The organism is Bacillus sp. 2D03, assembly GCF_003946765.1.
Classification (GTDB): domain Bacteria; phylum Bacillota; class Bacilli; order Bacillales; family Bacillaceae_G; genus Bacillus_A; species Bacillus_A cereus.
On sequence record NZ_RPSJ01000013.1, the window covers coordinates 91854 to 113978 of the forward strand.

The window sequence follows — 22125 nt, forward strand, 5'->3', positions numbered from 1 at the left end:
AGACTAACTTATTTTTAAGTTAGTCTTTTCCCCTTAATTAGAGTTAAGTTCTACTTTCTCTAACCCTTCAGCCAATTGTTTCTTATCTAGTCCTTCTCCTATTACTACTAAGTTTGTCGGGAAACCGAAGTCTTGTTCTAATAAAGTTGGTACTCCGAACGAATATTGGAATAGGTGAGGGTATTTATCTCCATGGAATTTCACAAAACCTTTCACTCGATAAATACTATCTGGTAAATTCGAAAGCCATTCATATAATTTGTCTTGATCAATCGGTTTCGTAAATTGATATGTCATCGTTTGTATATGTAAATGCTGTTTGACATGTAGTGTCTCGTGTTCCTCATCATTTGGAAATTCTGCTTCTTCTATATCTTTTAAAGATATATTACAATACTTTGTCTCATACATTTTCGCATGATCATTTATTGCCTTTACTTCTTCAAATACTGTATTCTTATCTTCATCTGTTAGTAAATCTGCTTTATTAACAAGAATGTGACTACCAAATTTCAGTTGCTCATGCAATAGCTGTTGTACATTTGCACTTAATATACTTCGATTTAACCACCTTACTGCATCTAAAACGACTACAATTGATTTCACTTCCAGAAAAGGAGCTAAAATTGGCGAGACACACGCGTCTAACACTTCAATTGGATGCGCAACACCTGTCGTTTCTATATAAATTACATCTGGTCTTTCTTGTTGGTATAACGAATGTAATTGTATTTCAAGCTCTTCTTTTAACGTACAACAAATACATCCTTTAAGAAGTTCTCTTAAAACATTCTCTTTTCCAATAATATCTGTATCTACTGAGTATTCACCAATTTCATTCATTAATACTGCAACTTTTCTATTCTTCTTTTTCTCTGCTAACAATAAATTTTGTAATAATGTTGATTTTCCACTACCTAAAAAACCACCTAATATATGAATCTCCACTTTATTCATTCAACCGACCATCCATTTCTTTACTTCAAATGTATTCAAAGCGTAATAATTACGATTTATACTTATTATTTTATTAAAAGAATGACCATTTGTAAATATAAGAGATTCACTGTTCATTTACTTCATATGCAACTCTAACTCCAGACTCAATTGCCCCTTGCATCCACCCATGTGTTAATGTCGTATGCTCTCCTGCAAAGTGTACTTTTCCAGATGGTGGTGTAATATACGGAAATAACTCGAGCTCTTGGCCTGGTTCGAAAGCTGTAAATGCACCGCAAGAATACGGATTTTTACTCCAGCTAAAAGATGTTCCAGTGACAAACTCACTATAGACGATGTCACCGTATATTTCCGCTAAATTTTTTAATGCGTAACGAATACGATCTCTTTGCGGGAGACTATCCCATGTTAACGCCTCATCTGCCCACGTATAACTTGCTATAACGATAGCTGGTCCTGGAGTATGAATGCCATAACTCGGATAGTATGTAAACCGTATCGGTAAATCAGTAATAGATTTACCGCCACACTGTCCCGCTTTCTCCCAAAATCTACTTTTAAACTCTATTGCAATTTTAGTTGCAGCAATATAATTTAATTCACGAATTGCTCTTTTTTTAAAATAAGAGAATAAATAGTATGGCTGAACTTCTACAAATCTTAACGCTGAAAATGGAATTGTAATAATAGCAAAATCACTTGTTATTGTAAATTGCTCTAACGTTTGTTCATGATTTCCTTGTAACATTACTTTATTATCTTCTTGTATAATTTTATCAACCTTATACTGCATTAAAATATGTTCCCTTAATTGTGGTAAGAATGCATTCGATAACTTATCCATTCCACCAGTTATTTCATAATATTTCGTTGTTGAAGTAAAGAAAATCATTTCACGTAATACTTCAATTAAGGACATTCCCATATAAGCTTCCATATCAAGAAGTACCCCAATCATATCTATTGCACCATCTGAATAATACTCCATTAAAAATGAACCAAGCGAATACGTTTTATACTTTTTTTCAACGATAAGCCAGTTTTTATCAGGATCCTTCTTAATATAATTTAGTATTGGTTCTAATACTTCAATCATTAGCTCTTCTGCCGTTTTTCCTCTTTCTTTATCCAAAATCGGATATTCAAGTACACTTGGATCATTTTCAAACACATTCAATCTCGTTTGAATGTTATTCGTATAAATGATATCTGCAAAAGTTTTATTTATAAAAAGGTTTAAAGGTAGTTTAAATTTATGAATATACGCTAAGGTTAACTTATGGGTGTCAGGGATTCTCATCGGTCCCGCATTAAAATATAAACCCACACTAAATGGTTCCCGAATCGTATACACCCTGCCACCTATTCTGTTATTTGCTTCTATAATCGTTACTTCGTGCCCAGCCTCTTTTAATAAAGAACCTGCAACTAATCCAGAAATCCCTGCACCTGCAATCGTAATCCGTTTTGAGTTATTCTTTTTAACAAGCCCTGCATGAATAATATGAAGCATTTCTTCCATTGCTAATGGGTTCCCCATGCCATTTCCCCTTTTACAAAGGATTTTACTGAATTATATTCGGTTCACTGAATTCCTATGTTTTGTTCGCGGATTTGCACGGATACATTTTCAAATACTTGAATATCTTTTATAAAATGTAATAAACTAGATATGACTCTATAGAAGTAAGACGTATTATCTTACATAACAAAACCAATGAAATTGCGAGGAATTTTGAAATGAAAAAAGGTATTAACCGTGTTGTATTAGTAGGAACAGGAGCAGTTGGATGTAGTTATGCTTACTGCATGATTAACCAAGCCGTAGCTGAAGAATTTGTTTTAGTCGATGTAAATGAGGCAAAAGCTGAAGGAGAAGCAATGGATTTAAGTCATGCTGTTCCATTCGCACCAGCTCCAACTAGAGTATGGAAAGGCAGCTACGAAGATTGTAAAGATGCTGACCTTGTAGTTATTACAGCTGGATTACCACAAAAGCCAGGCGAAACACGTTTAGATTTAGTTGAGAAAAACGCCAAAATCTTTAAACAAATCGTTCGCAGTATTATGGATAGCGGATTTGATGGCATCTTCTTAATCGCAACAAACCCTGTAGATATTTTAACTTACGTAACTTGGAAAGAATCTGGTTTACCGAAAGAACGTGTAATCGGTTCTGGTACAACGCTTGATTCTGCTCGTTTCCGCTATATGTTAGGTGAGTACTTCAATATTGGTCCACACAACATTCACGCTTATATTATCGGAGAACACGGCGATACTGAACTTCCAGTTTGGAGCCATGTTTCCGTTGGTATCCAAAAACTACAAACATTGCTTGAAAAAGACAACACGTATAATCAAGAAGATTTAGACAAAATTTTCATAAACGTCCGTGATGCAGCTTACCATATTATTGAGCGTAAAGGCGCAACTTATTATGGTATCGGTATGTCACTTCTACGTGTTACAAAAGCAATTTTAAACGACGAAAATAGTGTATTAACTGTATCAGCTTACTTAGAAGGTCAATACGGTCAAAAAGATGTTTATATCGGGGTACCTACTGTTTTAAATCGCGGCGGTGTTCGTGAAATTTTAGAGGTTGAATTAAGTGAAGATGAAGAATTAAAATTCGACCACTCTGTTCAAGTATTGAAAGAAACAATGGCTCCGGTTCTTTAATGAAAATAAAAAAGCAATCCAATTTATTTTGGATTGCTTTTTTATTTTCATTATCTCCTATGACTTTTTAGTGATTTTCTATCATTTCTTATTTTTTAGTCTCATCCTCATTATTTATATCAAGTACATCTAATAAAAAGATAAAGATTGGTATCCCGATAATAAGCCCCCATATTCCGAGGAAATGCTCTGAGAAGATAAGAATCATAAATGTGTAGAATATTGGTAAATTTGTTTTTGCAGACATAAACTTCGGATTTAAAAAATAACTTTCAAGAGCATGGATTACTGTTATGAATACGAGTATGTATACTACGTACATAACTCCGCCTACGTTGTAAGCAATGATACAAAGTGGAAACAAAGAAATAATCACACCTGCAACAGGAATCAACCCTAGTAAGAAAATCATAACAGCTAATACAAGTAGCTGTGGAAATCCTAAAACGATTAATGCAATGACAGTAAGAATACAATTTACAACGGCAATTAAAAACTGAGCCTCAATTACTTTGCCGAACGATCTTGCAAATCTTTCACCAAAATATGCAATTTCCTCATAAAAGATTTTTAACTTACTATCTTTAAACTTAGATGTAAATGTAATAATACGCTCTTTTTCTAATAAGAAAAATAAGCTTAAAATTAGAGATAATAATATTTGTAAACTTACCTTCCCTATATTTGCTATCGATTGATAGATGACATCCACACCTTGTTCTATATATTTTGATACTTCCATCCCATTAATTGTCGAAAGTGCATATTTAACGATTTCATTATCAGGTGGATTTTGAAAAAATAGTTTAAACTGATAAATTAATTGTGAAATTTGTATCGTCAGCACAGGTAAATATTTATATAACGTTGTGCCTATAAAGGAAACTAGTATTATATATAAACATGCAATAACAATTTTCCGGTTTACTTTCAATTTTCTTGAAATAAAACGTTGAAATCGATCCATTAAAAACGTCAGTATAAACGTAATTAATATTAAATTAATCATACTTTTTAATGCGTATAATACAAGCGCTACTATTATTAAAACGAGAAACCGTTGAAACCCTCTACTTCGAAAAAAACTCTTTACTTCATTCATTAAGAATTAACCTCCCCCTTCAATGGATGGAAATTGAATATATTACATTTTATGAACTCCTATAGACAATCTTTCTTACTAATTGAGAAGAATCCTTTTTTTCTTTTCATATTGTTAGATTCGTTTAACTGGAATCCACCAACATATTTCGGTGGATTCCAGTTATTTTTCATATAATCTTTTATAAACTAGGTAATTTTCTATTTTTAGACTGCTGTTCATACGCATATCCAATATTGAAAAGCTCTTTTTCACCAAACTGTTTCCCTACAAGCACTACACCGATTGGTTCTCCATTTTTATCATATCCAGCAGGAACCGCTAATTCCGGATAACCAGCTACAGCTGATAGAAGAACTTCATCGTTATTAATCATAACTAGAGCATCCAAACCTTTTTCTACTAAATACCTATCTAGCTCTTTTCTTGCATTTTCTTGACTCGTTTGCACTACGTTTTCAAACTCTTCTTTCGTTATAACAGATTTTTCAGACCCTTCAATTAATGTTTGTCCGTATTTTATTCGCCTTTTACTATCCTTTTTATTAAACGCTATAATCTCTTCTAACGATTTTACCGGTACATTCTTTTGCTGTGAAAGATAGTCGTTTACATTATGCTTGAACTCATATTCTAATGTTTGCAAATTATCTACACCCTCAGTACTTAACTGGATATTATCCGTTAATATCGCACCTGCATCTTGAAGGTCTTTTCTAATTTTTTCTGCTACTACTTTTCTATTTTCATCTTGTTGGTCTACAGAAAAAAGAAGCCCTATCTTTTTCCCTTTTAATCCATCTATTGATAAATCCTTTGTATAATCAATTCTTTCTTTATCTTTCATTTTTTCTGTCATAACATCTTTTTCGTCATAACCTATCATTGCATTAAATAACGTTGCTGCATCTTTTACTGTTCTTGCTATAGGTCCTGCTGTATCAAGAGTTTCAGCTAATGGAATAATTCCTGTTCTACTTACCATACCTAAAGATGGACGTAACCCAACTACTGATTGCTGCGCCGCTGGTGCAACAATCGATCCCGTCGTTTCTGTTCCAATTGCAAGCGGCGCAAAATCTGCTGCAACTACTGTAGCAGATCCTGAACTTGATCCTGAAGTATCGAATGTAATCGGACCGTACGGGTTTAAATTTTGTCCTTTCTTCCCGCTATACCCGCTTGGCATTGTAAAAGATAAATAGTTCGCCCACTCAGACATATTCGCTTTTCCTAAAACAAATGCTCCTTCTTCTTTCAACTGCTTCACAATTGTTGCGTCTTGATCTGCAATCCAATCTTTTAATACATAAGTTCCTGCACTAGTCGGCATCACTTTTTCCGTCTGTACATTATCTTTTACAACGACAGGAATACCATATAAATTCGAATTTTTGTTTCTACCCCGCTCTTGATCTAACTTTCTTGCTTCTTCCATCGCATTAGGATTTATCTCTGTAACAGAATTTAATGTTATTCCATTTTGATCATGTTCTTGTATTCTAAAGAGATAAATACTCGTTAATTCTTCATATGACAACTTTCCATCATCAATCATTTTTTGAAGCTCATCTACAGTCGCATTTACGACTTCTTTTTCTTTTATCTTTACATTTTCTATATTGATTCCTTTAAGCTGATTATGTATCGGTTGTAGCACTCTTTCTTTATCATATACAATACGCTCAGGTTCCTTTGGAAAATAATTTTTATACACGTAATATCCACCGGCACACGCTAATAAGACAATGCCTCCAGTGATAGACAGCGTTACCTTTACCCATTTCTTCATGTTGCTTCCTCCACTCTATAAGATGCTTAGCTATACAAAAAAGAGAGTTACCTTTTACTTAACTCTCTCCAATCAAAATGCTAAATGAAAAAATGAAAGATTTCAATCTAATTACTTCTTTTTTTGCATTTGCTTTGCTAACATTTCTTTCACTTGATTATACGTTAATCCTGAATTTTTATTTAAACGCTTTACTTCCTCAACATCAGTACCTACCACTGTATATTTTTTCTCATCATTCATTTTTCTAATTCCCTTCTCACCGTATTATTTCTTATATTTCTTCCCTAAATTCGCATAAATTAACACCACTACAAAAAAGGAAGCTGTTTTTAAGCACAGCTTCCTTCTCGTTACATATTGTATTTCTTAATAAAATTTCACTACATCTTCAGTAGGCAAGAACGTTCTTTCTGCTGGTTGTTCGTTTGGTTCACCAAATGGCATTTGACCTACTAAGCTCCACTCTGCCGGAATGTTCCAAGTTTCTTTCACTTCAGCATCTACGATTGGGTTGTAATGTTGTAATGACGCCCCAATTCCTTCAGCAGATAATAGCATCCACACAGTATGTTGTAACATCGCATTTCCTTGATGAGACCAGAATGGGAACTGATCTTTATATAATGGTGCATTTTCTTGCATTTTTTCTACAGTTGCTTGATCTTCAAAGAATAGAACTGTTCCTACACCTGCATGAAAACCTTTTAGTCTTTCTACAGTCGCTTCAAAGTTTTCTGCTGGTACACGGGCTCTTAATGTTTCTTTAACGATATCCCAAAACTTTTCATGCTCTCCATCCATTAATACAACCATACGACCACTTTGCATATTGAAAGATGTTGGTGCGTGTAAAGCTGTTTTTAACACTTCTTCAATTCTTTCTTTCGTAATTGCATCGTTTTTTGCTACTTTACGAATTGAACGGCGGTTCACGATTGCTTCTTTTAAGTTTGTTGTAGTTGCTGACATTTTAATTCCTCCAAATGTTTGTTTTATAATTTATTTTGTTATTTCATAACAAGCGAATTAGCAATATCCATCGGTATTACATTGCATACCTTCAAATGAATTTGTTTTATCCTTTTCAATTTCTTTATCAATGACCCTTTCTAGTGTTTCTTTACTAGCAAGCCCTTGAATGACTTCATCTCCAATCATGACAGTTGGAACAGCCATAATATTCGCTTCATCATATGCGTGTTGAATTGCTTCTTGATGCTTTTCTTTATATTTACGAGTTACTAAAGCATCTTTAAATTCCGCCTCAGGAAGTCCTACTTCTACCGCTAATTTTGTTAACACATCAATATCTTCAATGTTTTGCTCTTCTTGGAAAAATGCTGTGAATACGCGGTGATGATACTCATTACCTAGTCCACGTTCTTTCGCAAATTGACATCCTTCGAAAGCTAAATGTGTATATGGATGTGGTGAAACACGTGGCAAGCGCATATCAATTCCTAACTTCTTCGCTGTCGGAAGAATGAAAGCATCCCATGAACCTAATTTTTCTGGTTCATTCCATGGATCTATTTTTGAATATGGACTTGGACGTAATTCAAATGGCATCCATTCAATCTCTACATCTTTCTCTTTCGCTACCTCATCTAATGGACCTTTTGCTAAAAAACAAAACGGACATATAAAATCTGAGTATACTTTCATTTTTACAGTCATAACTTTTACACCTTACCTTTATAGTTGTAATCAAATCAGTTACATTAATGATAAAAAAATATAAATATTATTTAAGCATTCATTTTTTCTTGCAAAGTTTCAAACAACTGCCCCATCGTAATATTTCTCAAAACTTCTTCCATCGCGGATTGTGCTTGAATTAAAATAATTTCTAACACCGCTTGAATATTCGCCCCAATTGGACAATCTGGATTCGGTTGCTCGTGAATATGAAATAGCTTGTCTTCTTCGACTACGTTCACTGCATGATACACATCTAACAATGTGATTTCATGTAAATCCTTTAGTAATCCCGCGCCACCCGGTCCACGATTTACGTAAACAAAGCCAGCTTGTTTCAAGTACGACATGATTTTACGAATGACTACTGGATTTGTATTGACACTCTCAGCCATATAGTCTGAAGTACAAAGTGAAGATGGATTGTTTTTCAAAATAGATAAAATATGAACAGCTATGGAAAAGCGGCTACTAATTTTCATCGTAATCACCACCTCGATGTAATCATTATAGTTACAACTAAAAAATAAGTCAATCCTTTTCATAGATTTTTTATAAGTAAATTAAAAAGTGTCCCATTATGATATATGAGACACCTCTTTTTATTCTGCAAATAGCGATTGAAATTCTTCAATAAATAGCTGCACAGCGATTGAAGAATCCTTTAATGAAGGAACAGCTAAAGCAATTTCTCTCCATACTTGTGGTTCCAATTCTCTCGTTTGCACATTTTTTGGTAAATTCGTTAAAGATAATTCAGCTAATATTGCAATGCCTAATCCTTCTTGAATCATATTTAAAGCTGTAGTAACTGTCGAAATTACATACTCAGCCCGAAGTGGTACGTTTGCTTGTTTAAACATATCAATAATAGGTGGTTCGTATCCGCCCTTACATAATATGATCGGTTCATTCTCTAAATCACTAATTGTAATAGAGTCCTTCTTACAGAGAGGATGATCCTCTCTTAAGATAGCAACCATTTTCCCCTTCGTTAATGGAACAATCTTCATATCTTTATTAGGCAAAATAACAATTCCTATATCAATAACCCTCGATACTAACCAATCTTCAACTTCTTTAATCGTTCCTTCACAAAGAACTACTTCTAAGCTCGGATACTTCTCCTTAAAAAGGTTTATCATTTTGGGTAAGAAATGTGCAGAAGCACTCGGAAAACTACCAATTCGAATCGTCCCAACTTCGTGTCCTTTCTCCATCGCAACTTCTTGTTCAATCTTCTCTACACCGTTCAAAATCTCTCTAATATGTACAAGAATCCTGTTTCCTACATCCGTAACGAGGAGCCCTTTTCGTTTATCACGTATAAGAATAGTAACGCCTAACTCTGACTCAATACTTGAAATCGCATGACTAACAGCTGGCTGCGTCATATTTAATACCCTGGCGGCCTTCGTAAAACTACCTAACTCAACAGTTTTTATTAATACTTGCAGTTGTGTAATGGTCATAACTAATCACTTATACTCCTTATAAAAAAGATTCATTTTATTTATTACAGTCGATATCATATCATAGTGAAATGAATAACAACAAGGAGGTCTTTCAGTGAAACAGCTTTCTCGAACTAAGACGGCCATCATCCTTACCTTTCTCGTTTTCATGTGGGGAATCAATTGGCCTTTATCAAAGTTTGCCCTGCATTATACACCACCTGTTTTATTTGCAGGCGTTCGAACTTTAATTGGAGGATTCATTTTACTTCTGTTCGCATTACCGAAATACAAAGAGTTACATTTAAAAGAAACGTGGCATTTATACGTTATTTCTTCCTTACTTAACATCATTATATTTTACGGATTACAAACTGTCGGCCTTCAATATATGCCTGCTGGGTTATTTTCCGCCATTGTATTTCTACAACCAGTTTTACTCGGTATTTTCTCGTGGATATGGCTTGAAGAATCAATGTACGGCTTGAAAATTTTCGGGCTTGTTCTCGGATTTATTGGTGTAGGCGTTATTAGCTCAAGCAGTTTAACAGGACATATTTCTATTATTGGAATCCTTCTCGCGTTAGGATGCGCTATTGGCTGGGCACTTGGCACAGTATTCATTAAAAAGACTGGTCACCGTGTTAATGCCATTTGGATGGTAACACTTCAGCTTATTATTGGTGGTCTTTGCTTAATTGGATTTGGTTCAGAGTTTGAAAGCTGGTCTAGTATCGCTTGGAGTATGCCATTTGTTAGCGTACTTCTCTTTATTTCATTCTTTGTTATTGCAATGGGGTGGCTTGCATACTTCACACTTGTTGGAGCTGGTGAAGCAAGTAAAGTTGGGGCTTATACATTCCTCATTCCACTAATAGCTATTATTGTAAGTTCAATTTTCTTACATGAGGCTATTACCATTAGCTTATTCATCGGACTATTATTTATTGTTGTGAGTATTTGTTTTGTAAATATAAAACCGAAAACACTTGCTGTAAGGCAGCAAGTTGAATTGAAATAAACGTAAGAAAGAGCCTACTGTTTGTAGGCTCTTTCTTACGTCTTACTTTTTACGACGTACTACAAAAACACACGCACTTACCGACGATACTATCGCAAAAATAGATAAGACAATTGCTATCAATTGCATATTACTAGTACCTTCATTCTTTTCTACACTAGACACTTCACCATGTTCTCCTGTTAATGACGTATCTTTTGCAATTATAGTAAGTGAATGCGGTTTTTCAGCTTTTTCATCGCCTGTCCATTCAACAATTTCTCCATCTTTATATTGTTGATATGCGTCCCAAGCTATTTTTTGCTCTTTATCCGGATTTTTAGCGACGAAAGTAAATCGCTGGAACTGACCGGGTAAAATCCCTTCTCCTGTTGCTTCCCATACTACAGTTTTAACTTTTCCGGCTGTATCTTTTTGCTCCTCAACTTTCCATCCTGGCACTGGTTCATACTGCTGGAACTCTACTCCAGACGGTATTTTCAGTGTAACTTTTGTTGTTGCTACATTTTTTTCAACTGGTACTTTTATCGTATAAGTCTCCCAAGAACCAACGTCAGAAGTTGCTGGTTTTACAGTGACGTGCGCACTAACAGGTAACGAAAAAATTCCCATTGCAATAATTGTTGCGATCATTGTTGTTCCTAATTTTTTTATATGTTTCATTTTCTATTAGCTCCTTTTCATACATAGCTTCTTTTTATCTGCCACCGACAATAAATTTAAAATCTGTATCGAAACTATCAAGAGATTTTGTTAATCCATGAACATGTATATTCCAGTTTCCTGTCATGTTAATATACATACCTTCTGCTTCATATTCTCCTGGTGAAACTACTGAAACTTTAAATGAACCTTTTCCCATGTTCATATCTAATGATTGAGTCGTCAATATCATTTGTTCCATATCAGTAATAGGCTGTCCCTTTTCATCCTTTAGTGTAATATGGAATTTATTTTGTCCTACCTTATTCGGACTTACATTTAGCGTAAGTTCATATCCATTATCTAATTGCTTACTCTCTGTAAATGGTCCAGTAGGAGGCATCGGTGGTGTTTGTACGTTTGTCATAAAAGCTACGATTACGAAAATGATAATTCCAATGACAAACTCTACTTTCACCGTAGCTCCTAATCCTTGCTGCGCTCGCATTCTCCCTTTCATATAATGAATAATTCCCAATATCCCCATGAAAATGAATAAAAGTATCTTTGTTAATAAAGCCAATCCATACTTCGTATCAAATAACGAGTGGATTGTTGGAATAAAAAATGTACTGTTAAAAAGGCCTGTTATTAAAATCACGATGACAGCACCTGTTGCCCACGGTGAAAAACGCTTAATCATATCCCAATACATATGCCACTTGTTATCCTCTTTACGTAAAAGAAGAATAATAGATGATAAACCACCAACCCATAATGAAGCTGCTAATAAATGTAGAAAATCCATAACGACAGCAATGTCTTTAAACTTTAAACCGTATGCGTGACTATTAAAGGCCTTCATAACAAGTAACCCTATAAACAATAGTATTGGAATACTCCATACTTTAAACGACGAAAACTTCTCATGCTTCACCGCAAAATACGTAACAATTATAAGCGTACTAATGAGAACCATTTGAGTAATCCATACATAACCAAAAACAGAAAGCTGTAATGTTTCTTTTAATAGTAAAGGATTGAATGCTTCTAGCCATGAAACATCAGCATTTATTTTCGCTTGCAGTGGTAGATTGAATAACAAGCTAATCAATATCCCAAATAAAGAGATCCATATTATGTTCTTACTCCTTAATCGAACCGAGGTTGCATTGCCTTTATACATAATAAGATTAAAGAATAGCACTCCTATAAATAGTGAGAAACTTGTATATAAAATTCCACGTTCCATAATCATATCGATTTGTGGGACGTAACCCATCTCTTCCACTTGTATATCGTCTGTTTCCGCTTCCGCTAATCCAACCCGGAACGGGATAACTCCTTGAATTGGATGTCCATCAGCTGAAATAGCTTTCCACTGAATAGAGTAAAGACCATTTTTGAGATTGTCTTTTAATCCAGCTTCTAATAGCTTTTTATTTTTTTTATCAATATGAGCATCTTTTAAATCGACCCTTTTACCTGATGTATCTCTCACGTACAATGTATTAAAACTTGAAACTTGTATGTCCTCATCGAATTCGATTTTTACAACAGATGGTGCTTTCTTCAATGTTTCATTTTCAGTAGGGTTTGATTTCACAACGTACGCATGAGCAGATGCACTTTGCGGTATCAATATGATAAGCACACACACAAGTAATAACCATGTCCCTAATCTTCTCATTACTTTCACACTCATTTCACTTCTTTCTTCCTCATCGCTCTATTTTCATTACTTTAACTTCCGAAGTTTGATTCTCGGGCGAAATATTAACCTGATTAAATATAAACTTCTATAAAGTATAACTCTTATTTCTCTTCCACCTCTAAGCTTCTAATATAATAGTAACTATCACTATAGATACAACTTACATTTTTAAAGTCGATTGTTATTATATCATAAAATATATTTATGTAAGTTATCAAAGAAGAAAAGTTATCGTGAATCATTTGTGAAGAAAATGTGAAATGCATAAATAAAAAGGTGTTACGTAATAACGTAACACCTTTTTAAAAATATCCTTCTTCTATTTCTCTTCCGGATAATCACAATACTCGATAATCGTTCCTTCTGTATCCGCTGGGTTAAGATATATTAATCTTCTACCGTGCTTATTAATCCGAAGTGTATGCTCTAACGTTCGAATTCCTTGTTCTTTCAATTCCTCTAAAGCCACATCTAAATCATCTACTCGATACGCAACGTGATGAACACCTTTACCTTTTTGTTTAATAAAACGGGCAATTGGAGATGTCGTATTATTCGTCGGTGCAAGTAATTCTATTCTATCTCCATCCACTTCAAGAATGGCTACTTCGCTTTCCACACCAGGAGCTTCACTTACGTAACGATCTATTAAAGTTCCTAGTAACACATTTTCATAAAAACGTATCGTACTATCTATATCTCGAACTGCGATTCCGATATGATCAATTGTTTTTTTCATTTTATTTCCCCTACTACTTTATTTTTTCTCATTATTAATAGTAACAAAAAAAGCTATAGAAACAAGTCTATAACTTTTTTTATTTAACCTATTTTCTTATCCGCTCTAGTTGCTGGTTGAACTTGGTTTTTCACTTTTAAAATGCTAATGCCATATCCGATAAATCCACCGATAATCGCTGGGAAGATCCAGCCTAATCCTACTTCCTGCATCGGAAGGAATTTAGTGAACACTTGGCTTACTACTTCAATGTTAACTCCAGCTGCACTTAATCCATCAAATAAGCTGATGATAAATGTTACGATTAAGCTTACTTGATAAACTTCAGCTCTTCCTTTAAATAATGAATGGAAGAATGTTAAGAAAATCAATACGATTGCTAGTGGATAAATTGCTGTTAATACTGGAACAGAAACTGCGATCAATTGTGTTAATCCTACGTTTGCAACAATTGCACTAAATACACATAGCGTAATTGCAATTGCTTTGTAAGGAACATTTGGGAATAACTTATGGAAGAATGAAGAACATGCTGATACAAGTCCCACACTAGTTGTTAAACAAGCTACTGTAATCATTAATCCTAATAATACTCCGCCATATGATCCGAAATAGTAGTTAGAAACTTTCGCTAATACTTCTCCGCCGTTCTCTAAATGTCCAAGCTTTGCAACACTTGAAGCACCCATATAAGAAAGTGCTGTATAGATAATTGCTAAAATAGATGCTGCAATAATTGTCGCTTTTGCACAAACGACCATAATTTGTGTTTTCGTTTTCGCACCTTTTTCTTTAATAGCATTGATAATGATAATCCCGAATACAAATGATGCTAGCGTATCCATCGTTAAGTATCCTTCTTGGAATCCTTTAAAGAATGCATGTGATGTATAAGCTTCCACTGGTGCTTGCATATCTCCAATCGGATGTATAAAAGCAACGATTACTAAAATACCGATGAAAGTCAACTTAATTGGCGTTAAGATTTTTCCAACAATATCGACAATTTTCGCAGGATTTAGCGAAAAAAAACAAGTGATACTAAAGAATATAATTGTGAAAAGAATTAAAGGTGTAGAACCTACTCCTTCTGGCATAAACGGCTTAAGACCAATTTCATAAGAAACATTTCCTGTTCTTGGTATTGCAAATAACGGACCAATCGCTAAGTATAAAACTGTTGTAAACACAATCCCAAACACTGGGTGAGCACGACTAGCTAACGACTGCAAATCATCTTTACCTGAAAAACCAAATGCTAGTACACCTAGTAATGGTAATCCAACACCAGTTACTAAAAATCCAGCGTTAGCAATCCATACATTCTCTCCAGCTGATTGACCAAGCATCGCTGGAAAAATTAAATTTCCCGCTCCAAAAAATAGTGCAAATAACATTAATCCAATAACTACTATGAACGAAAACGGTACTTTATTCGCCATAATATAACCCCCATTCAAGTTTCCTTATCTCATTTTCCAATTTTAACTAATTGAATTTTCTGAATATTTAATTTAAGTATCAACTATTCTTGAATTCATTATAGTTTGCTATATAATATTTTGCAATACTATTTTCGAACTTTTCTTTTATTTTATAAATATACATTTTTTAACATGAAAAATAGACTAAAAAACCAACATAGTCATCCATGTTGGTTTTTCCATTTACTATTATGAATTAAAATTTTGCTGCTACTTTTTTAACGTTTTCTAGACCTTCTTCAACAATTTGTTGTGAACGATCTGGATATTGATTGTGTCCTTCAATTACAACTGTCTCTGGATTTGTAATTCCCCAGAATCCAAGTACAGTTGTTACGTAATTAACTGCCATTTCCATAGGAGCCATTTGCTCTGAAGAGTAATCTGAACCACGAGCACCTAACACAACTACTTTCTTACCACCAACTAAACCTTCTGGGCCATTTGCTGTATATTTAAACGTTTTTCCAGCTTGAGATAAGTATGAAATATATGTGATTAATGGTGCTGGTACTGTAAAGTTCCATAATGGGAATGCAAATACAACCTTATCAGCTTCTAAAAATTGATTTAAATATTGATCTACTGTAGCAACTGCCTTCTCTTCTTCAGCTGTTAACTCCATACCTTGGCTACGTTTATATCCACCTGAAATCGCAATATTTCCGTAATAAGGAAGATCTAATGCAAATAAATCTAATTCCGTAATTTCTGTATTTGGATTTGCTTCTTTATAAGTACTTACAAATGTTTCATACATTTTTGAACTAACTGCTTGCTCCGCTGGACGATCGTTTGCTTTTACAAATAATACTTTCGACATTTTTTTATTCCCCTCTACAGTCGTATTTTCTTCTTTTTTACCAAATAATGAGCTAAATAGTCCCATTTTCTTCACCTAATCTTTCTTTTCATATTCATTATTCATCATCATAAAAATTCTTATTCTAAGAAAAAGTTCCAATAGATACCTTAAGTTACGCCATTGCAACTTTTTGTTATTTAATTACCTTATGTAAGTGATTGTAATATAGTCGCTTACTTTAGTCAAGTAACTTTTAATGAAAAATAAAATCTCGACTTAAAAATATTAAGCGAGATACAATTGAACACCAAATACATCTTTATTACTTGTATAATAAACTTAGAGAGGAAAATTCATATATAGAAAGGATTTATTCATGAGCACTATAGAAAAGATTCAAACTTTTATTATTCTTTTTGCTGTTACATGCGGCATCGTACTCGGACAATTTAATATGATACATACGTATTCAGACAAATTTATTGTCCCCTTCTTATTCTTCATGCTATATGGATTATTCCTCAGCATCCCATTAAAACAAATAAAAAACGGATTTCGCAATTTAAAATTTGCTGGAACAAGTCTTACTATTAACTTCTTATGGACACCTTTACTCGCTTGGGGGTTAGGGGCACTATTTCTTTCCGATCATCCAGCACTTTGGGTTGGATTTATAATGTTAATGGTTACTCCATGTACAGATTGGTACTTAATCTTTACTGAAATAGCGAAAGGTAATGTAGCACTTTCTACTGCAATTTTACCTGTAAATTTAATTTTGCAAGTACTGCTCCTTCCCATTTATTTATTTTTATTTGCTGGTGTCATGAAAACTGTAGCGGTTTCTGTTTTAGTAGAAAGTATTGTTATCGTAATCGTCTTACCATTTATACTTGCACACGCTACAAAGTTCATTATGAATAAAATGAAAAAAGCTGAACCTCTCGAGAATAAACTCATTCCGTTTTTCAGCTCTGCTCAAATTGTATTTTTAAGTTTAGCAATAGTAGCGATGTTTGCATCACAAGGTAAATATTTACTACAAAATATGAATGTTGTTTTATTATTACTCGTTCCTGTTCTATTGTTCTTCATCATTAATTTTTTACTAGGACAATTTATCGGGCGCATGATGCATTTATCTTACAAAGATACAGTAAGTCTAAGCTTAACAACGTTAGCAAGAAACTCACCTGTTGCACTCGCTATCGCTGTGACCGCTTTTCCAGACGAACCTCTTATCGCACTTGCACTCGTTATTGGACCATTGATTGAGTTACCGGTACTAGCTTGTGTGTCACAAGTTTTGTTGCTTATTAAGAAAAAACGGCAATATGCATAATAAAAAACGTCCCATTTTGGGACGTTTTTTATTATGGAAAGATTACATACAACACTTATTTCTTATTTATCATTACAAATGAAATTACCGAAACTACAAACATAATAATACCAATTATAATAAAGTGAAACTTTAATCATTGGGGGTTTTGTTCATCCCCCAATGATTATTAGCCCTCACCACTCCCGCATTAACAGATCCTTTCTAATTAAAAATGATAGGAAACGTAAATATAACGAAAGCTGCCCAAAGTCCGTATATTGGCAAATACTTCGTAACGGCATCTTGGATAGCTTTTGGTCCTGATTTATTTTGCAAGAAACGCATATAGGAAAACATAATCCAAATTAGATTTGCCCAGATCAGTATGTTTACACCTAAAACAGCTAGTCTATTAGGTGTAATCCCGTAAGAAGAAAGTCTAAATACGATGGCTGACAATGCGACAGTGTCAATAATAAGTGCCAGAACAATTAAGGAAAAATTTATATAATCTGAAATGTTCTTTTTCTCGTCCGAGTCACTCTCAACGATAGAAAATATAGTAACAGCCAATACACCAAGCAGTATTCCGTTGAAGGCCATTAGGAAATTGCGATCCAAGAATGGATTTTTCCCGACCCAAATTACCGTTATAAGATAGATAAGCAAGGTGATTAGGACGAGAGGACTAAAAATTTTAGATATGTATGGTGTAATATTTTTAGCAAGCTTAAGATTCATTGATACTAAGTATGCAGTCACAATAGCGAGAGCGGCTGCTCCAAATAAAACAACATTACTAAAATAGAACTCTCCTATATCTAAGTCAACAAAGCTAAATAAACGCATGGTGAATACCGCTAGTATCATTCCGCTCACTGCCATGCTCCCGTAGAGAAGACAATATTCTAAATTAAATTTAATATAGGCTAATCTTGTACTGCCTTTTGAATATTCATTTCCTGTAAACGCAAGCCCTACTAAGACCCATAAAAATATAGGAAGATGTAAATAAGCAAGTATGGTACTGTCTTTATAATTTATTGGCAACGTATTAAGATACACCCCGGAAACTAGGAATAACGCTATAAGGGAATAAATAATACTTTTTTTCGGCTTATTATTGTAAACAAAATAAGCAGCAATAAAGGGAATTACACCAAAAGCCAAGTTTATTGGAGCAATTGCTTCCTGCTCAACAAAGTGGAAAATGATCCTGGTGCTTATGCCGGCCAGAATAGCTAAAAGGCCCATGAATAAGAAACCTTTTTGAAACAAAGATGTTTTTTCTTTATTTACTTTCTCCTTGAAATGCAACCTTTCATACCAAGCACCTAGAATTTGAGAATCAGGGTTTTGGTCCCATGCTTGTGAGAATGCTTTTTTAAAAGCTTTCGGATCTTTTCTATACATCTTCTCCAACTCATGGGGGTTATCCATATTTTTAACAATCAAATTGTTACTGTTCATAGTTATACCTCCTCTAATTTTAAAATAAGGTTGTTACCTTTTAACAAAAGCACCTCACTCATTTATTATGATTTTGATTTTAATACAAAATTTATCGTTTTACAATAAAAAATTATTATTTAGAGGATTTTTTTTATCGTTAAATTTTATATCAAAGAAAAACAAAAGAGCATGACAATTTTATGTCATGCTCTTTTAACAAATTAATTCTCAAATACAAAATTAATCTTATTATCTTTCCACTCTAATTTCGCATCAAACGTTTTCTCGCCCTTTTTAAAGCCTTTAATTAAATCAGTCTTTTCACCTTTTAAGAGCTTTGTCATATTCTTTTGCGAAATTGTTTTACTTAATATCTTCTTTGAAATGGTGAAATCACATTGCGTTGTATTATAGTTAGAACAACCGTAAAACGTTGACTTATCAATTACATCGCCATCACATTTTTTACAGCTACCAACCTTTTTACCCGTTGTAAATTTCGATCCTTTTCGTTCAATCGATTCAACATGTAGTCCCGTGAAATCCCACTTCTCAGACATTTCCACTGCGTCTTCAATAATTTTAGCTGATAGCTTTTTCGTCTGTTCCATAAAAGTTGCTGGTGAAGCTGTACCTTCACCAATTTCCGCAAGACGTTGTTCCCATTTCGCAGTCATTTCCGGTGAAGCTAGTATTTTGTCACCAATTGCGGTAATTAATACTTTTCCTTTATCAGTCGCATACACTTGGTTTTTCTTTACATCTATATATTTACGGTCTTTCAGCATCGTAATAATCCCTGCGCGGGTCGCTTCCGTACCTAAACCTTCTGTTTTCTTCAATACCTTCTCTAGCTCTTCATTCTCTAAATACTTACCAGCTGTTTTCATTAACGTAATAAGTTGTCCTTCTGTATAACGCTTCGGTGGCTGTGTTTTTCCTTCTTTCACTTTCACCTTTACAACTTTTCCTTCTTCACCTTCAGCTACAATTGGAAGAATGGTTTCGTCATCTTTATCGTCTTGGAAAATAACTTTACGCCAACCTTCTTGAATTTGCTGTTTTCCTTTTGAAATGAATTCAGCACGTTCATCTACAAGCGTTACAATCGTTGTATAGTCAAAGATTGCAACTTCATAATGAGCTGCAATAAGCCTTCTTACGATCATATCGTATATTTTCTTTTCATCACCTGATAGTCTGCTTGGGTTTGTAACTTGCTCTGTCGGAATAATCGCGTAGTGATCTGTTACTTTCTTTTCATTTACATAACGCTTATTGTTCATAATGGATTCAATTGGTGCCGGTAATAAACCTTTATATTCATCAAACTGACTTAACTTCTGTAAAATATCAGGGAACGTCGCTGCTTCTCCTTGAGTAACATAGTTAGAATCTGAACGTGGATAAGAAACAATCCCTTTTTGATAGAGTGCTTGCGTTATATCAAGCGTCTTTTTCGGTGAAAACTTAAAGGCTTTATTTGCCGTTGCTTGCAGTGATGATAAGTTGAATAAAAGCGGCGGCTGAAACTCTTTACGCTCCGTTTTCATTTCCTTCACAACAGCCGGTTTCCCTTGGCAAAATGCCGCAATTTTATTCGCCATATCAGGGACTTTTAAGCGGGATTCATTATCCTTCTCCCATTTCCCTTCATATTTCTTTCCTTCTATATTAAAGGTTGCAAACACTTCCCAGAAAGGCTCTGACTTAAAGTTTTCAATTTCTTTCTCACGCTTTACAATCAATGCTAACGTTGGTGTTTGGACACGACCAGCAGAAAATACATCATTCATTCCTTTTTTCTTTAGCAAAATACTAAACACACGTGATGCATTCATACCAACAACCCAGTCAGCACAAGATCTTGTGTATGCTTCGTAATACGTATTAATTGTATCTGATTCGTCAAGTAAATTTTTAAACCCTTGATAAATAGCTTGCTTCGTTAAAGACGAAATCCATAGACGCTTCATCGGCTTTTGCACGTTACAAAGATTAATAATATTTCGTACGATTAGTTCCCCTTCACGCCCAGCATCGCCTGCGTGAATAATTTCTGTTACCTGTGGATTATGTAACAGCTGTTTCACAACGTTAAATTGCTTATACTTTGACTTTGTTACTTCAAATTGAAAACGCTCTGGAATCATCGGTAATGTATTAAGTGACCATTTTTTCCACTCTGCGTGATAATGCTCTGGATTACATAACTGCGTCAAATGACCAATTGCCCATGTACAGTACGCTCCATTTGGAAATAACTCATTCGCTTCTACCTCTAAATATCCATCTTTCCGGCGATATTTAAACTGTGAAACAAGAGCCAACCCTTGATCTGGTTTCTCGGCAATAATTAATTTCATTTTATAACTCCCTATCTGTATTCCAGTGTTACTTTCATTGTCTATATGTTTAGAAGCGATGATAAAACAACAATCTTATTTATCATTCGCGGTTTGTCTCGCAAATGGGAGACCTATAATATTATACGCTTATTCTTTATGGCTTCACAATAGAAACTCATAATATAACAATTTCTTTCACATGCTTACAATTAAAAAAGACGCCCTAAAAAATCAAGCGTTCCTTTGCTTACATCTATGAAATTGTGCAGATAATATGCAGATATAAATTATCATAAGTACACATATGATGAAATGAACGATAGGACAAGGAGGTATCATAATGTTTGCTTATACGTTAACTGCCCTAACACTTTGCTGTACCTCAATTCTTATTGCATCCAATATTTCTAAACGTAAGGGTACCCTAATGGAGTATATGGTATTTATTATGTCTTTTAGTATGAGTATCGGTTTAAGTATTGGTTTTTACTTAGGCATTCTCTTTAAGGGGGAATTACTATATTCTACTTTACTTGCTATTTTAATTAGTGGTTTTATCGGTTTTTTAGTGGGTCTACGTTTTCACCTATATACTGCTTTAGAAGGAATGTTCTCTGGATTAATGGCAAGTATGATGGGAGCAATGATTACAGAAATGTTAAACGCTCAACAAGCTCATAGTATATTGTTCATTAGCCTTTTACTTACTATAACGATTACTATGTCCTGTGTGATTCAATTGTTATCGGAGAACTTTTCTACTTTTATCCAACAGCGTTTTTTGTTATTCCTTTCAATTAGTGTAGTAATTATCGTTGCCGTATTCGCGACATTCCCAGATCATACTCCTGCACCTTCACCTGGGCATAATCAACATATACATTAGTACTTGCAACAAAAAT

Annotated in this window: 20 protein-coding genes; 4 read left to right on the forward strand and 16 right to left on the reverse strand. The window is 34.2% G+C overall.

All coding sequences use genetic code 11. From position 1 onward, the window contains the following. Window positions 1–33: 33 nt before the first annotated feature. Both EBQ15_RS24655 and EBQ15_RS24665 read right to left on the reverse strand, forming a co-directional pair. Window positions 34–957, reverse strand: a complete 924-nt coding sequence (locus EBQ15_RS24655) for a CobW family GTP-binding protein (RefSeq protein WP_001044939.1) — start codon at window positions 955–957, stop codon at window positions 34–36. Between the two features lie 106 nt (window positions 958–1063). Continuing rightward, the gene (locus tag EBQ15_RS24665; protein WP_000528013.1) at window positions 1064–2500 is read right to left on the reverse strand and encodes a flavin monoamine oxidase family protein; all 1437 of its coding nucleotides are present in this window, start codon (window positions 2498–2500) and stop codon (window positions 1064–1066) included. 200 nt (window positions 2501–2700) lie between these two features. Here EBQ15_RS24665 and EBQ15_RS24670 point away from each other — a divergent pair, with 200 nt between their 5' ends. Further along, on the forward strand, window positions 2701–3645 hold the full coding sequence (locus EBQ15_RS24670) for an L-lactate dehydrogenase (RefSeq protein ID WP_000715328.1): 945 nt from the start codon (window positions 2701–2703) through the stop codon (window positions 3643–3645). A gap of 88 nt (window positions 3646–3733) precedes the next feature. Here the strand turns inward: EBQ15_RS24670 and EBQ15_RS24675 are convergent, their stop codons facing one another. The 7 genes from EBQ15_RS24675 to EBQ15_RS24700 form a co-directional block, all read right to left on the reverse strand. Continuing rightward, complete coding sequence (locus EBQ15_RS24675) at window positions 3734–4747, reverse strand: AI-2E family transporter (protein ID WP_001006598.1); 1014 nt, start codon at window positions 4745–4747, stop codon at window positions 3734–3736. A gap of 181 nt (window positions 4748–4928) precedes the next feature. Next, a complete protein-coding gene (locus EBQ15_RS24680; RefSeq protein ID WP_000759468.1) occupies window positions 4929–6539 on the reverse strand; it encodes an amidase family protein in 1611 nt (536 codons plus the stop codon). A 111-nt stretch (window positions 6540–6650) separates the two neighbouring features. Next, window positions 6651–6782, reverse strand: coding sequence for a hypothetical protein (locus EBQ15_RS31820; RefSeq protein WP_000997344.1), 132 nt, complete (start codon window positions 6780–6782; stop codon window positions 6651–6653). 126 nt (window positions 6783–6908) lie between these two features. Then, window positions 6909–7511, reverse strand: a complete 603-nt coding sequence (locus tag EBQ15_RS24685) for a nitroreductase family protein (RefSeq protein WP_001277011.1) — start codon at window positions 7509–7511, stop codon at window positions 6909–6911. 57 nt (window positions 7512–7568) lie between these two features. Then, a complete protein-coding gene (locus EBQ15_RS24690) occupies window positions 7569–8219 on the reverse strand; it encodes a DsbA family oxidoreductase (RefSeq protein ID WP_000216673.1) in 651 nt (216 codons plus the stop codon). Between the two features lie 71 nt (window positions 8220–8290). Continuing rightward, window positions 8291–8722 (reverse strand): Rrf2 family transcriptional regulator, encoded by a 432-nt coding sequence (locus EBQ15_RS24695; protein WP_000704073.1) that lies wholly within the window; start codon window positions 8720–8722, stop codon window positions 8291–8293. A 120-nt stretch (window positions 8723–8842) separates the two neighbouring features. Further along, window positions 8843–9712, reverse strand: a complete 870-nt coding sequence (locus EBQ15_RS24700; protein WP_000156776.1) for a LysR family transcriptional regulator — start codon at window positions 9710–9712, stop codon at window positions 8843–8845. Between the two features lie 97 nt (window positions 9713–9809). Between EBQ15_RS24700 and EBQ15_RS24705 the strand changes: the two genes are divergently transcribed. Further along, the gene (locus EBQ15_RS24705; RefSeq protein WP_000811703.1) at window positions 9810–10715 is read left to right on the forward strand and encodes a DMT family transporter; all 906 of its coding nucleotides are present in this window, start codon (window positions 9810–9812) and stop codon (window positions 10713–10715) included. Window positions 10716–10757: 42 nt separating this feature from the next. Here the strand turns inward: EBQ15_RS24705 and EBQ15_RS24710 are convergent, their stop codons facing one another. From EBQ15_RS24710 to EBQ15_RS24735, 5 genes are all read right to left on the reverse strand, one after another. Continuing rightward, on the reverse strand, window positions 10758–11378 hold the full coding sequence (locus EBQ15_RS24710) for a YcnI family copper-binding membrane protein (RefSeq protein ID WP_000680511.1): 621 nt from the start codon (window positions 11376–11378) through the stop codon (window positions 10758–10760). Between the two features lie 34 nt (window positions 11379–11412). Beyond that, on the reverse strand, window positions 11413–13062 hold the full coding sequence (locus EBQ15_RS24715; RefSeq protein WP_000114334.1) for a copper resistance CopC/CopD family protein: 1650 nt from the start codon (window positions 13060–13062) through the stop codon (window positions 11413–11415). A 328-nt stretch (window positions 13063–13390) separates the two neighbouring features. Beyond that, complete coding sequence (locus tag EBQ15_RS24725) at window positions 13391–13810, reverse strand: VOC family protein (RefSeq protein WP_000750850.1); 420 nt, start codon at window positions 13808–13810, stop codon at window positions 13391–13393. An 83-nt stretch (window positions 13811–13893) separates the two neighbouring features. Beyond that, on the reverse strand, window positions 13894–15252 hold the full coding sequence (gene brnQ / locus EBQ15_RS24730) for a branched-chain amino acid transport system II carrier protein (protein ID WP_001284783.1): 1359 nt from the start codon (window positions 15250–15252) through the stop codon (window positions 13894–13896). A gap of 238 nt (window positions 15253–15490) precedes the next feature. Then, a complete protein-coding gene (locus EBQ15_RS24735; protein WP_000522529.1) occupies window positions 15491–16183 on the reverse strand; it encodes an FMN-dependent NADH-azoreductase in 693 nt (230 codons plus the stop codon). Between the two features lie 292 nt (window positions 16184–16475). Between EBQ15_RS24735 and EBQ15_RS24740 the strand changes: the two genes are divergently transcribed. Further along, the gene (locus EBQ15_RS24740; protein WP_000103821.1) at window positions 16476–17441 is read left to right on the forward strand and encodes an arsenic resistance protein; all 966 of its coding nucleotides are present in this window, start codon (window positions 16476–16478) and stop codon (window positions 17439–17441) included. Between the two features lie 204 nt (window positions 17442–17645). On the opposite strand, the gene EBQ15_RS24745 is transcribed toward EBQ15_RS24740, so the two are convergent. Continuing rightward, entirely contained in the window at window positions 17646–18893 is a 1248-nt protein-coding gene (locus tag EBQ15_RS24745; protein WP_001087658.1) for a DUF4153 domain-containing protein, read from the reverse strand. A 203-nt stretch (window positions 18894–19096) separates the two neighbouring features. Further along, complete coding sequence (topB, locus tag EBQ15_RS24750; RefSeq protein WP_000766777.1) at window positions 19097–21241, reverse strand: DNA topoisomerase III; 2145 nt, start codon at window positions 21239–21241, stop codon at window positions 19097–19099. A gap of 322 nt (window positions 21242–21563) precedes the next feature. Between topB and EBQ15_RS24760 the strand changes: the two genes are divergently transcribed. Continuing rightward, window positions 21564–22109 (forward strand): hypothetical protein, encoded by a 546-nt coding sequence (locus EBQ15_RS24760; protein WP_000458520.1) that lies wholly within the window; start codon window positions 21564–21566, stop codon window positions 22107–22109. The last annotated feature ends 16 nt before the right edge of the window (window positions 22110–22125 follow it).